15 protein-coding genes are annotated in these 12,420 nt (G+C 32.0%); 8 read left to right on the top strand and 7 right to left on the bottom strand.

Annotated features, from left to right (window positions below; genetic code table 11):
• Window positions 1-30 precede the first annotated feature (30 nt).
• From Q7I96_00160 to Q7I96_00125, 8 genes are all read left to right on the top strand, one after another.
• A complete protein-coding gene (locus Q7I96_00160) occupies window positions 31-1,089 on the top strand; it encodes a TIGR00341 family protein (GenBank protein ID MDO9626021.1) in 1,059 nt (352 codons plus the stop codon).
• Between the two features lie 479 nt (window positions 1,090-1,568).
• On the top strand, window positions 1,569-4,490 hold the full coding sequence (locus tag Q7I96_00155) for an Ig-like domain-containing protein (protein MDO9626020.1): 2,922 nt from the start codon (window positions 1,569-1,571) through the stop codon (window positions 4,488-4,490).
• 543 nt (window positions 4,491-5,033) lie between these two features.
• Window positions 5,034-5,234: a hypothetical protein gene (locus Q7I96_00150; protein ID MDO9626019.1), complete on the top strand. Its 201-nt coding sequence runs from the start codon at window positions 5,034-5,036 to the stop codon at window positions 5,232-5,234.
• Window positions 5,235-5,597: 363 nt separating this feature from the next.
• A complete protein-coding gene (locus Q7I96_00145) occupies window positions 5,598-5,837 on the top strand; it encodes a PRC-barrel domain-containing protein (protein MDO9626018.1) in 240 nt (79 codons plus the stop codon).
• 45 nt (window positions 5,838-5,882) lie between these two features.
• The gene (locus Q7I96_00140) at window positions 5,883-6,566 is read left to right on the top strand and encodes an Hsp20/alpha crystallin family protein (protein MDO9626017.1); all 684 of its coding nucleotides are present in this window, start codon (window positions 5,883-5,885) and stop codon (window positions 6,564-6,566) included.
• A 72-nt stretch (window positions 6,567-6,638) separates the two neighbouring features.
• A complete protein-coding gene (locus Q7I96_00135) occupies window positions 6,639-7,097 on the top strand; it encodes a DUF5518 domain-containing protein (protein MDO9626016.1) in 459 nt (152 codons plus the stop codon).
• A gap of 64 nt (window positions 7,098-7,161) precedes the next feature.
• On the top strand, window positions 7,162-8,592 hold the full coding sequence (locus tag Q7I96_00130; GenBank protein MDO9626015.1) for a radical SAM protein: 1,431 nt from the start codon (window positions 7,162-7,164) through the stop codon (window positions 8,590-8,592).
• Window positions 8,593-8,710: 118 nt separating this feature from the next.
• A complete protein-coding gene (locus Q7I96_00125; GenBank protein MDO9626014.1) occupies window positions 8,711-8,854 on the top strand; it encodes an LEA domain-containing protein in 144 nt (47 codons plus the stop codon).
• A gap of 194 nt (window positions 8,855-9,048) precedes the next feature.
• Here Q7I96_00125 and Q7I96_00120 read toward each other — a convergent pair whose 3' ends face one another.
• The 7 genes from Q7I96_00120 to Q7I96_00090 form a co-directional block, all read right to left on the bottom strand.
• Window positions 9,049-9,312, bottom strand: a complete 264-nt coding sequence (locus tag Q7I96_00120) for a hypothetical protein (protein ID MDO9626013.1) — start codon at window positions 9,310-9,312, stop codon at window positions 9,049-9,051.
• Window positions 9,313-9,676: 364 nt separating this feature from the next.
• Entirely contained in the window at window positions 9,677-10,192 is a 516-nt protein-coding gene (locus Q7I96_00115) for a DUF1802 family protein (GenBank protein ID MDO9626012.1), read from the bottom strand.
• Between the two features lie 197 nt (window positions 10,193-10,389).
• A complete protein-coding gene (locus Q7I96_00110) occupies window positions 10,390-10,626 on the bottom strand; it encodes a DUF86 domain-containing protein (protein ID MDO9626011.1) in 237 nt (78 codons plus the stop codon).
• Complete coding sequence (locus Q7I96_00105) at window positions 10,559-10,768, bottom strand: DUF86 domain-containing protein (GenBank protein ID MDO9626010.1); 210 nt, start codon at window positions 10,766-10,768, stop codon at window positions 10,559-10,561. Before Q7I96_00105 ends, Q7I96_00110 begins: the two co-directional genes overlap by 68 nt.
• On the bottom strand, window positions 10,761-11,045 hold the full coding sequence (locus Q7I96_00100; protein ID MDO9626009.1) for a nucleotidyltransferase family protein: 285 nt from the start codon (window positions 11,043-11,045) through the stop codon (window positions 10,761-10,763). The genes Q7I96_00105 and Q7I96_00100 overlap by 8 nt, the downstream gene beginning before the upstream one ends.
• 262 nt (window positions 11,046-11,307) lie before the next feature.
• On the bottom strand, window positions 11,308-11,688 hold the full coding sequence (locus tag Q7I96_00095) for a DUF2283 domain-containing protein (protein ID MDO9626008.1): 381 nt from the start codon (window positions 11,686-11,688) through the stop codon (window positions 11,308-11,310).
• A gap of 208 nt (window positions 11,689-11,896) precedes the next feature.
• Window positions 11,897-12,265 carry a hypothetical protein gene (locus Q7I96_00090; protein ID MDO9626007.1) on the bottom strand — a complete coding sequence of 123 codons (369 nt, stop codon included), beginning with the start codon at window positions 12,263-12,265 and terminating at the stop codon, window positions 11,897-11,899.
• Between the last annotated feature and the right edge of the window lie 155 nt (window positions 12,266-12,420).

The following is a 12,420-nucleotide window of genomic DNA, read 5'->3' as shown; positions in this document are numbered from 1 at the left end:
AAGGCCAAATAATATAAAAGGTTTTTATTTATGACATACCGTTTAATTCTTGCCACTATCCCCAATATTCACAAATCTGAAGAAATATACCAGTTACTGGATCGCTACGAGGTACTTTCCATATGGCATTATACTCTGGAAGGAGGTGCTATGCTTTTCCATATACTTATACGCAGGGAAAAGACAGAAGCCATCATGAACCTCCTCCAAAAAAATTGTCAAGATGAAGAAGGCTTTAGGATGATTTTACTTCCAGTAGAGGCTTCAATACCTTTACCAGAAACCCCAGTACGGATATTGCCAGTGGATGAAGAGGAAAAAACTCTCTCTGGCCTACTGGATCGTTTGGAATCTCCTAAATTGGTAGATAGATTAAGCAGGCATGAAATTTATGCAGACATCGCTGATTTAAGTCAGATATCCCGTATTTATCTTTTACTTATAGTTCTCTCAGCATTAGTAGCCGCCATCGGTATTATAAATAACAATGTAGCGGTGATTATCGGGGCCATGGTGGTGGCTCCCATGTTAGGGCCCAATGTGGCCTGGGCTCTGGGTAATGTATTGGGAGATTCTAAACTGGAAAAAGATGCCTTGAAAACTTCGATAGTGGGGATATTAACTGCCCTAATGGTCGCATTTATGATTGGTATGGTTTTTCCAGTAGATACTACCGTCCCAGAACTGCTACTTAGAACTAGAGTGGGTTTGGGAAGTGTTACCCTAGCACTTTCTTCAGGGATTGTGGGAGCACTATCATTTATGGTAGGTTTTAGAACCACTCTAGTAGGGGTAATGGTTGCTGTGGCTTTAATGCCTCCTCTGGTAAGTTCTGGTATTCTTTTAGGATCTGGAAACTTTGAACTGGCCAATGGGGCACTGTTGCTTTTTATGGTGAACCTGGTTTCGGTGAATCTCACTGCTTTATTAACTTTTAAAATATGGAAACTGAAGCCGCTGGATAAAAAAATAAGAAAAAAAGCACAAAAAAATACCTTGTTGGCTGTAACTTTTCTTATAGTTGTATTAATGATTTTAATATTTTTAATTCTACTTAGAAGAGGAGTTTTTAATGTTTTTATTCTTTAAAATTCATTTTTTGTGGATTGTTGTGTTTTTAGGGTTAATCATTGTCTTTAAATTTAATATAATTTTTTATATAAGTAGAAAATGGTTTGAATATACTTTTTAAATTAAAATCATATTTAAGGAAGGAATAATTTGAAATTGAGGCATTAACAGTTTCTAAAATCAAAGATGAATGGAAACCTGCACAAGGTGAAAGTTTTGATATTAAGGGACCTTAATATTTGCCATATGGCTATTTTTTTTTAGTAATCATCATAGCGTCCTTTAAATACTCAAAATTAAATAGAAAATTATATTTATATATTACTCAATATTATTGATAGAAGTTTTTAAATTTTATTGGGGGGAACATGGCTAATTTTATTTTTAAAGAAGCATATTTTCTCCTCTAAACATTTAATATCTCATTTTAAAGACTTATTTAATAAAAGAAATGAATTTAATCAATTTTGTATAATAAAAGGTAAAGGAGGAAAAATGTGAAAAAACATGTAATAATTGCCCTAACAGTTTTTTTAATGACTATCACGCTTTGCGGTGCAGTATCTGCTAATGTTGATCCAAATGATGTTAAATATGTATCAAATACCGGTAATGATGATAACAACGGAAACGAAACCAACCCATATTTGACCATTGGTAAAGGTATAACTTCGGTTAATCCTAATGGTACAGTCAATGTGGCCGATGGAACCTACTATGAACGTCTTTCTATAAGTAAGAATGTTAATCTGGTGGGCCAAAGCCAGGAAAACACCATACTCGATGGAAACAACACCGGACGGCCCCTAACTATTAATACTGGAGTAAACGTGAATATTAGTTTATTTACCATACAAAATGGTAAAGCTACAGGTCCTTATGCTTATGGTGGTGGGATCGTCAACAGTGGCAATTTAACTCTCAATAACTGTACAGTAAAAAACAACAAAGCTAATCCCACGGGTTTTTATGGATCCAGTTATGGTGGTGGAATCTACAACTCCGGAAACATGACCATAAAAGGGAGCACCATTGAAGGGAATGTGGGCACAGGTTACTATGCTTATGGTGGTGGAATAAATAATGACGCTATCATGTTGATTGAAGATAGTATAATTCAGAACAATTTAGCTGTCAGTTCTTCTGATGAAGCTATGGGTGGTGGAATCTACAATGAAGACATGCTAACCATCATTAACAGTTCTATAATTTCCAATACTGCCCAGAGTAACTATCCAGATGATGCATATGGTGGTGGAATTGTCAACTATCAGGGAACATTGATTATGGATAACAGCAACCTGGAAAGTAACTTAGCAGCAGGTTATGACGCCTATGGTGGTGGAATCTACAGTTACTATGGTACCATGCACATTACTAACAGTAACCTTAATTACAACCACGCCTCTGGTTGGCAAACCTCCAGTTATGGTGGTGGAATCTACGTTAATAGTGGAAGTTTAACTTTAACTAACAGTAATATCAACCAAAACGCTGTAACTGGACAATCGGGATTTTCTGCTGTAGGTGGAGGAATCTACACCTCTGGAGCCACCGTGACAATCACGGGTGGAAGTATAAGTTCCAATACAGTAAACGGAGGAAATTCTGGTGGTGGTGGAATCAGTAATGGAGGTATAATGACCATAAATGGCTGTAACATCCAGGATAACACCGTCAGTGGTACTTCTTCTGCTAATGGTGGTGGTATCTACAACTACTACGGTAATACTCTGACAGTCAATGACTCAACTATCAAAGGCAACACCGCTAATTATGGTGGTGGAATCTACAATTACCAGAGAACTCTAAATATTACTGGATCCACTATTCAGGAAAACAATGCTACTTGGGGGGCTGGGATATGGAGTTCTGGAACCACAAGTATCTCTGATTCATTAATCAGTAGCAATATCGCATCTACTGAGGGTGGTGGAATCTACCTCTGGGGCAGTATTTTGACTGTTGTGGATTCAAATATATTCAATAACACCGCTATTTATGGTGGTGGAATCTCAAATTATGGCACTTTAACAGTTCAAGGCTCAGCTATCAATGACAACACAGCCCAGTTTGGTGGTGGAATCCACAACATCGACCGGGAAGTGATTCTGGATAACACCGAATTACTACGAAACACCGCAGCCGGTCTCGAAGTATCTGGAGCACGCGGAGGGGCCATTTTCAATCATAATGGTGCAGTGAATATCAATAACAGTAACATCGATAACAACACAGCTAATGCCATCAGTACAGACAGTTTTGGTGGAGGAGTCTACACTTATGGGGGCAGTTTAACAGCAACTAACAGTAATATCAATCACAACACAGCAACTGCTATTAGTAATGTATATGGTGGAGGAGTCTACACCTGCGATAGTGTTGTGACCATGAACTTCAACCGCATAGTGGGAAATTCCCCTACGGCGATCTTCCATTCCCTAGATTCATATGGCACTGTTAATGCCAATTATAACTGGTGGGGTTCTAATTATCCCGACTTCATTACTTTAATTAGTGGTGTTGTGGATTACAATCCATGGTTATACATGACTCTCCAGGCGAATCCTAATACTATCAAGCAGGGTGAGGTTTCTAATCTAACTGTTAGTTTCAATAATGCCTTTGATGGGACTACGTTTACTCCTTTAGATCCAATTGATGGCCATATACCTGACAAAACACCAGTAACCTTCAATACTGATCTAGGAAGTGTGGGATCTAAAACAATAAACAAAGAAACCATCAATGGAACAGCAACTGCTACTTTAACTGCTGATGAGGCTGCTGGAATAGCTCATGTTAATGCAGTGTCTGATAGTCAAACCGTGAACACCAATGTAACTATTCAATCGAATACCCCAACAACGGCCAAGGCCAGTATCAAAGGTGGGTTATACAATGTAAATAAAAATGTTTACCTGTCTATGAATAAACCTGGGAACATTTATTACACAAGGAATGGGTCCACACCAACCAATGCTAGTACTAAATACACTGGTTACTTGACCATATCCTCTAGTACTACTTTGAAGTTCATTGCGGTGGGTAGTGATGGTACATCTTCACCAGTTTACACTGAAAAGTATGTGATTGATAAAACAGCTCCCAAGGTAACAGTTACAACTCCCACCAATAAGGCTACGAGGTTTTCTACAACTTCAACTATTGTTATAAAATTCAGTAAAAACATTAAAACAAGTATCAACTGGTCTAAAGTATACATTAAAAACTTGAAAACAGGTAAAAAAGTATCAATCAAAAAATTAATCAGCGGAAATAAATTAAATCTCAAAATGATTTTCAAAAGGTATTATAATACCTGGTACTCAGTTTACATACCCGCAGCAGCCATAAGTGATCTAACAGGAAACAACATGGCCAAAGTATACACATTCAAATTCAAAACAAGAAGATAAAATGCCTTTAACTTATCTTTTTAAATAATATATACCCTATTTTTTTCTTTTCTTTTTTTAAATCTGCTGTGAAATTATAGTAATAAATTAAATATATGAATACCATTAATAAGCCTTATACTGGCATTATTCATGAGTATGTGGATGGGTAAGTAGTAAAAAATAATATACTTTTTCTTTTTTTAAATAGAATTAAAATGTTTTTATTTGTAAAATAAACCTCTAATTTTAGTTAAAATCACTAATTTGTTCATATTGATCAGATTATTTTCGATTTTAACATATTATTCCAAAAGATCAGTAAATTACCAATTCACCAATTGCCAATGATACGTTAACTATACCAACAATAATACAACCGTAACTCTATAAAATGAGTACAAAAAAGCTAAATTAAAAGTAACTAAAAAAGTTCAAAACAAAGAGCAAAAGAAAAACAACAACAATAAGTTTTTCTTTTTTATTTTTAATAACCTTAATCTAATAAAAGGAATATATTAATATTATAGATATGCAAATTGTACGGCATAGGAGTATCTTATTATGGTTGATAATCAAAAAATGAATATTCCTGTTTTTATTACCGAAGAAAAAAATACTTTTGTGGTTTTCTGTCCATCATTTCATGTTATAAATCAGGGCAGTACTGCTAAAGTAGCTATTTATAATCTAAAAGAAGGATTTGAACCATACTTCTTAGAAAAGGATCTTAAAAAGGTTTATAATTTTACTGATTTTAATTAAATATATTTTTATGTTTTTTTTAAAAATACTTAATAACTAGTAAGAACAATATATTGATAGCAGATTGTTAACAAAATATAATATCATGGTTTTAAAATTTAAGGAAATCTCGTAATATTATAATTTTAACCATAAAAATCCTTTTAATAATTATCATTATTCAATTCATGTTTTATAGTATAGATTGTATTCTATTGTTTATATTAATCACTAACTAAGTTATTATTCCCCAAAAATTGATTAAATGCGTTTATAACTGCATTATTGACATATTCTTTAAAATTTATAGAATTATCACGGTTATAAAAATATAACAATAGTCAAAGGTACTGCAAAAGTAACCAGAAAATCAAAGGTGAAAATATGAAAATTGTTGATGAATTGGCTGGTAAATCTGTAATTGACGAATCCGGAGATCAAGTAGGAATTGTAAAAGATATAGAATGGGATTTTGCAACAAACAAAGTGAAATCTATTATTTTACAAGAAGCAGGAATATCTGCTAAGATTGGTCTAGGTGATAAAAAAATAGTACCCTATGAAATGATTGAAGTTATTGGAGATACAGTTTTAATAAAAGGAAGAGTTTTCAAGACTGAATAATTTGTCAATTGGATTTTATCAATATCAAAATTTGGAGTGATTATTATGGTTAATAAAAAAGATGTGAATGAAAAAGTGGACGATATAAAATCAAGTGCATCAGATAAAAAAGAGGATGTGAGTAATAGAATAAACGAAATAAGTGAAGATAGCAAAGAAAAGTCTGATAAACTTCAAAGGGATACTAAACATAAAGTGGATGATATAAAATCAAGTGCATCAGATATGAAAGATGATGTAAGTAATAAAATAAACGAAATAAAAGAAGATACCCAAGATAAAACGGAAGATTTGCAAGAAGAAGTTGAAAAAAAGAAAAACCAGACTGAAAACTTGTTAAATGACATAATGAATACTATTAAATCTAAACAAAGTGAAGTTGGAAAAACTCTATCTGATTACAAATCATCCCCCAAACCATCATTGGACGTTATTGAAACCACTGAGAATATAATTTTAAAAATTGACATTCCTGGTGTAAAAAAGGAAGATATTGATATTGGAATTGCCGGTGAAAGAATAGATATCATGGTAAAGTTCGAAGAGGAAATGGAAGGGGAAGACGTTAATTTCATTCAAAAAGAGAGAAGTTACGGCGAAACAAAAAGAACCATTAAACTTCCTTCAGAAATAAAAGTTAAAGAAGCATCAGCTAACTTTATAGACTCGGTTTTAACCATTAAACTACCAAAAATACAACAAGAAGTACATAAAATTAATATTAATTAATAAATGTGTGAAATATTGGGGATATTACATAAATGATTAAATAATATTTTTTTTTAAATAGGAGGATATTAAATGGCCAGTATTGCGGTTGTGGTTGAAGGGTTTATTTTAGCAATTATATTTACCGTAGTTTTAGCAATTCTAGGAATTGGATCGGTTATGGGATTGCCGGTGGCTCTATTTGGTTTTTTAATTGCAGGTATAATTGTGGGTTACATTTCATATGGTGATATTTTTGATGGAATGATTAATGGGGCACTTATGGGTGTTGCTGGGGCAATTATCTTGTGGTTATTGAGTTTATTCAAAGGCCAAATCGCGGCATTTTCTGCACAGTTGTCTAATTATGTTCCCTTAAACACACCACCCGAGATAATTTTGGTTATAGCTGTGGGCGCCATAGGTGCCGTGGTGGGATCTCTAATATCAAGATTCAATCACAGAAACCGAAGATATAGGAATGGAGATGAAGATTCTGATGAAAGGAATCAACGAAATCAAGACTATAGTAACAAAAAATGGAGAGACTGAAATACACTATTAATTACTAATATTAACTCTTATTAATAGCTTAATCAACTCAAAAAGGGTAAATATGAATAAAAACATTGATGCAATGTTAATAAATCCATATGATGAGAATGCATTGAAAAATGCACTGGGTTTTATAGCTCCGCCTATGAATCTCATGTACCTGGCCTCGTCACTGGAGAAGGAATCTTATTGCGTAAAAATAGTAGATGATGACCTACTTCAGCTGGGTTATGAAAATGTTTCTGAGATGGCAGAAAAGCTTAATCCACAAGTAGTTGGTGTTACGGCCACTACATCCACCATAAAAAGTGCATTGAAATATGTGGAAATGGTTAAAAAAATTCTACCTGAATCTTTAACGGTGATTGGTGGCCCTCATGCTACTTTTATGCCACTTGAAACATTAAATAGTTCTGGAGATCTGGATGTAGTAGTTATGGGTGAGGGTGAAGAGACCATGGTGGATATCCTAGATGAATCATTCCAGGAAGTTCCACAAATGGATAATGTTCCGGGAATTTTTTTCAGAGATCCCCAAACTCGAAATATAAAATCTACTCCTGAGAGACCTTTAATAAAAGACCTTGATTCTTTACCTTTTCCTGCTAGACATCTGGTTCCATTTGAATCTTATGCTGCTTCCAAAGAGCAAACTGGTGGAATAATAACCAGTAGAGGTTGTGTATATTCCTGCAACTACTGTTCATCATCACTTATTATGGGTAAAAAGTTCAGATCGCGCAGTCCTGATAATGTAGTGGATGAAATTGAAGAATTAATAGATAAATACCACATAAGGGATTTTGGATTCATGGACGACACATTCATGTTGAATAAAAGACGGGCCAATGATATTGCAGATGAAATTAAAACCAGAGGCCTGGATGTGAGTTTTGTAGCATCATCCCGTGTTGACCGGGTAGATCCAGGTCTTCTTCAGAATCTAAAAAGTTCAGGAATGAAAACCATATATTATGGTGTTGAATCCGGGTCGCAGCGTATTTTGGACCTGATGAAAAAAGGTATAAGTCTTAAAAACGCTGAAAATGCGGTTAAGATTGCGAAAAATGCAGGTTTAGAAGTATTGACTTCTTTTATCATAGGATATCCTGGAGAAACTAAAGAGGATATTAATAAAACAATTGATTTTTCTATAAAACTTGAACCTGATTATTGCCAATACTCTATATTAACTCCATTTCCCGGAACACCGATTTACAATGAACTTAAGGAAAAAAATTTAATAGATAATGAAGATTGGCAAGAATACACCGTCCTTAAGCCACTTTTGAAATACGATCAACTAGGTTTGAACAAGAAAATGGTGGAGAGAAAACTAGCTGCGGCCTACTTAAAATTTTATACTCGGCCTAAATATCTTCTTAACCATAGATATATGTTCAAAGTCATGTTGCAAACAGTTATGAGAAGTTTTATAATCCCTAAACTCAAGGGGAGTACAGGTAATGGTTGGTACCAAAACCTGGAATAAATTCATCAATTAGATTCTAATGGTTTATACATATTAAATTCATATCCGATTATTCCTATTTTGAATTTAGGATGTATAAATAATCTGAAATGTTAAATAAACAATAAGGAGGAATTCTATGGGAGAAAAAACAGATGAATTAAAAGGAAAAGTTAAACAAAAAGAAGGTGAAATTAAAGGAAAAGCTAAAGAATATGAGGGTGAGATTAAAGGGAAATCTAAAGAAATTGAAGGAAAAATAAAAGGTAAACTTCAAAAATAATTTAACCCTAAATAATGCATAATTAAAATAATTATTTATTTTTGAGATTTAAAAGCACGATATTGTTTTTTATACTCAAAAAACTTCTTAAATTACTTACTTATTTTGTATATCTTGAGAATTAGGTAATGATCCTAATGTGTTTTTTCTGTTCAATTAATCATCAAACTGCCTTTTTAAAATAATTATTTATATTAATATAATTTGTTTACCACGTCTATTTTCTTGAAATAGGCACCCAGGGTGAATTTTACTTGCGAGTCCAGGGCCGATTTGGTATCTGCTTCCAGGATATATGGGCCAGTGACCTTTTCGGTGTCGGTATCTTCTAAATTAATTTCTACAACGTGGATTTCTTTTCCATTGGCATCCTCTTTATTGGTGTAATTTTCCACATATATGGTTGCATTTTCAATTTCTTCTGCTTTATTTACTAAATCATAGACTTTCATAGCCATATTTATCACCTAATTAATGTTCTATAGAATTATTTATTTTCATGTGGTATAATACTGTGGAGAGCTTATGAAAAGTAATCATGGGGGATATGGACAAAATAATTAACCATAATTAAATTGTAGAATAGTTGATGATTTAAATTTAAAAATAAAGTAAAATAGTATAAATTGTCTGATTTATAATCATCTATTAATCGACTGTATAGAATTAAATTTGATAAAAAAGTCAATTATGCTTATTAAATTAGTCTTAATCTTAAAAATAGTTATTTGAGTAAAATAAAGATAGTAAAATGTTTAATAAATCATTAGAGTTAATTATATTTTATTTAAAAAGAAAATTATAGTTAAAATAGAAAAAGATCTATTTTAAACTCTTTTTTAATTTATTAAATTCTGCATCAGATAATACTGGTTCAATATCTTCTACGGAAATTGCTTCATCCACGTCAGCATAAACCATACCATTGGTTCTTTTGATAACCACCGGTTCTTTTAGTTTGTAAACTCTTAAAAGCCAAACAATGGTAGTATCAGCGTTCATATAATCATTTACATACTCATCAGTCCACATATGGTGCTTATTTATAGCTTCAATACTAGCGGCTGGTTTTTTAATTTCTTCTTCCACTTTGGCATAGTATTTGACTTCAAATTCAGGGCCTTCTATATCCGGTTTGGAATTTTTCTTGATGAAAGAATGATGTTTATCTTGGAAGCTGTCCAGGTATTTTTCATCATCCAGATATTCAATAGTAGGATAAAGTAAAAATTCTTTCAAAGTATTTTCATAGTTCCTAATTAAAATAGATTGTTTGCCCTGTCCTAAGGCCTCTACAGTTGCGTTTTTTTCTAATAGACAGTCTTGTATAGTTTTCATGGTTTTGCTCTTATAATTTTAAAAAGTATTATGGTATTTATACTTTGTTTTAAGACATTATAAATGATGTGTATATAAGTGGATTATTTGTGGGTAGAAAATGAAAAATATGGAAAAATAGTGAAATATTAATTGGTTAAATGGACTTTGATGAATTCAAAGAAGACGATAAAATGTTATAAAATAAAAAATCTACTTTAAGCCATTTTTATAATATTTTTTAATTCAGGAAGTCTATTATTAATAACTTCCCAAACAATATCCCAATCAACACTGAAATAGCGGTGTATAAGCCTATCCCTCATTCCAGCGATTTCTTTCCATTCAATTTCCGGATTATCTGCTTTAAAACTTTCAGATAAATTTTTAACGGCCGTCCAAAAATCGAAGATTTTTCGGGCATCGAAAATTCTTTGAATTTTTAACAGCTTCACCAATTATTTCTAGACTTCTTATAGATGCCCTTTGGAGAACAGGATTTTTTATGAAGCTATCAAATGAAATCTGGCTGAAGTTTTCTTCAATAAAAGTAATTTCATCAAGTATATGTCCTAAAAATAAATCGTCATCACTCACACCAGACAACCTCTTTTTCTACTGTAGATTTGATATAAGGACTCAAAGATTTCTCAGTGACCAGATCAACTTTTTTACTAAAAAGATCTTCTAAATAGAATATAAGGCCCATAAAATTGTGCAAAGTAGGTTTATCAAATTCAACTAAGATATCAACATCGCTTTCATCATTGGAATCACCACGAATCTGTGAACCAAAAATACCTATTTTTTTGACACTGAAATCTTCCTTAATATCATTTTCATGTTCTTTAAGGATTTGAATAAGATCATTCATTTATTTCACCAGAAATTTAATAATCAGTACCTGAAAATACTGTTGAACGAGCACCTCAAGGTACACTTGACTTCCAGGTTTTATCTGTGATTCTAATTATGTTTTAAATTAATAAATATTTTATGATTAATTATAATAAAATTATTGGCACTTTTTGCAAAGAAATTGAAAAAAAGGTCATGAAGTAGGCTATTTTATTATGAAAGATCCTAAGCTTTATTAAAAGATATTATAGAATCCTTAGAAATTTTCCAAACTAAACTTAGGCCGTAGCAAAGCTAGCTTCATTGGCTGTTAAATTAACATCGTTGCTGGTCTGCCAGTTTAAAGATTTGGGTATTTGTTTTTGATGAATTAAAAATGATAAGGTAGCATCTAATTTTATTGTATCTTCAGCAACCCCAATATTCATCTTTAAAGAAACAGGTTGAATAAGAGAAGATTTTTTAACATGAAGAGTTTTAGATGCGTTTAATAGCTCTAAAGCTACAGGGACATCGTTTTTATCAAAGTCTAGAATTATATCCTCTTCTAGGCGAACTGATTTTTTGTATTCGTAATCTTCAGTAATGTGTAAAAGCAACGAATCAGATTGGTAATCATAATCTTGATCCATCATAAAATGCTTGGTATTCTTAATCATGTTTCACCAATTCTATTAATACGCCATTAAATAAATAACAAAGGAAAATAAAATAAAAATCAGTGCCTGGAAGTACTATTAAACGCACAACTCAAGGTGCACTGACTTTTAGGTTTTACCTGTTATGTTAAAGATTGTTTTCTAGAAATAAATAATTAATGGAATTTAAAATAAATATATTGAAAAATAATTTTATAATACATTCTATTTATTCAAATAAATTCTCTGAATTTGGATTCTTTTCAATTAAAAGGTCTTTTAGAATATTCCAGAATTTTTCTTCTATTGGAAACTTCATTTTAACAAAATTCACTTTCAAGGGATACCAATCTTCTAAAAGATTATTATCTTGCATTTCTTTTAATTGGAGACCATTATCCTTAAAATTATAAAGAACTTCACAATTACAATTATAAATTTCATCAACAGCATTCTCTGGATATAATTTAGAATCAGAAGAAGCTTTTATGAGATACTGAATTCTTTTATATGGTCTAGTTCGATAAATAAGAATTAAATCTTCCTCTTCTGTGTCATAATGACACCCTTCCCACTCAAATTCATCATCAGGTTCCATTTCATTTTCAATTCCACCTTCTTTTTCTACCCAAAGCCATAATTAACCATAATATCACTTACTATTTTTCTTTATTTAATTATATCTAAAATTAAATAAAAAAGGTTAACTATTAAATATTACAAATAAAAATTTAATTATAATTTTATTATTTT

The organism is Methanobacteriaceae archaeon (genome assembly GCA_030656015.1).
GTDB lineage: Archaea > Methanobacteriota > Methanobacteria > Methanobacteriales > Methanobacteriaceae > UBA349.
The sequence above is the reverse complement of the archived record's forward strand: the minus strand, read 5'-3'. Positions and strand labels throughout refer to the sequence as shown.

What these genes read in the sequence shown, in the direction of transcription:
- Q7I96_00160 (MDO9626021.1), top strand. Translation starts at nt 31, where the DNA reads ATGACATACCGTTTAATTCTTGCCACTATCCCCAATATTCACAAATCT.
- Q7I96_00150 (MDO9626019.1), top strand. Translation starts at nt 5,034, where the DNA reads ATGGTTGATAATCAAAAAATGAATATTCCTGTTTTTATTACCGAAGAA.
- Q7I96_00145 (MDO9626018.1), top strand. Translation starts at nt 5,598, where the DNA reads ATGAAAATTGTTGATGAATTGGCTGGTAAATCTGTAATTGACGAATCC.
- Q7I96_00140 (MDO9626017.1), top strand. Translation starts at nt 5,883, where the DNA reads ATGGTTAATAAAAAAGATGTGAATGAAAAAGTGGACGATATAAAATCA.
- Q7I96_00135 (MDO9626016.1), top strand. Translation starts at nt 6,639, where the DNA reads ATGGCCAGTATTGCGGTTGTGGTTGAAGGGTTTATTTTAGCAATTATA.
- Q7I96_00130 (MDO9626015.1), top strand. Translation starts at nt 7,162, where the DNA reads ATGAATAAAAACATTGATGCAATGTTAATAAATCCATATGATGAGAAT.
- Q7I96_00125 (MDO9626014.1), top strand. Translation starts at nt 8,711, where the DNA reads ATGGGAGAAAAAACAGATGAATTAAAAGGAAAAGTTAAACAAAAAGAA.
- Q7I96_00120 (MDO9626013.1), bottom strand. Translation starts at nt 9,312, where the DNA reads ATGGCTATGAAAGTCTATGATTTAGTAAATAAAGCAGAAGAAATTGAA.
- Q7I96_00115 (MDO9626012.1), bottom strand. Translation starts at nt 10,192, where the DNA reads ATGAAAACTATACAAGACTGTCTATTAGAAAAAAACGCAACTGTAGAG.
- Q7I96_00100 (MDO9626009.1), bottom strand. Translation starts at nt 11,045, where the DNA reads ATGAATGATCTTATTCAAATCCTTAAAGAACATGAAAATGATATTAAG.
- Q7I96_00095 (MDO9626008.1), bottom strand. Translation starts at nt 11,688, where the DNA reads ATGATTAAGAATACCAAGCATTTTATGATGGATCAAGATTATGATTAC.
- Q7I96_00090 (MDO9626007.1), bottom strand. Translation starts at nt 12,265, where the DNA reads ATGGAACCTGATGATGAATTTGAGTGGGAAGGGTGTCATTATGACACA.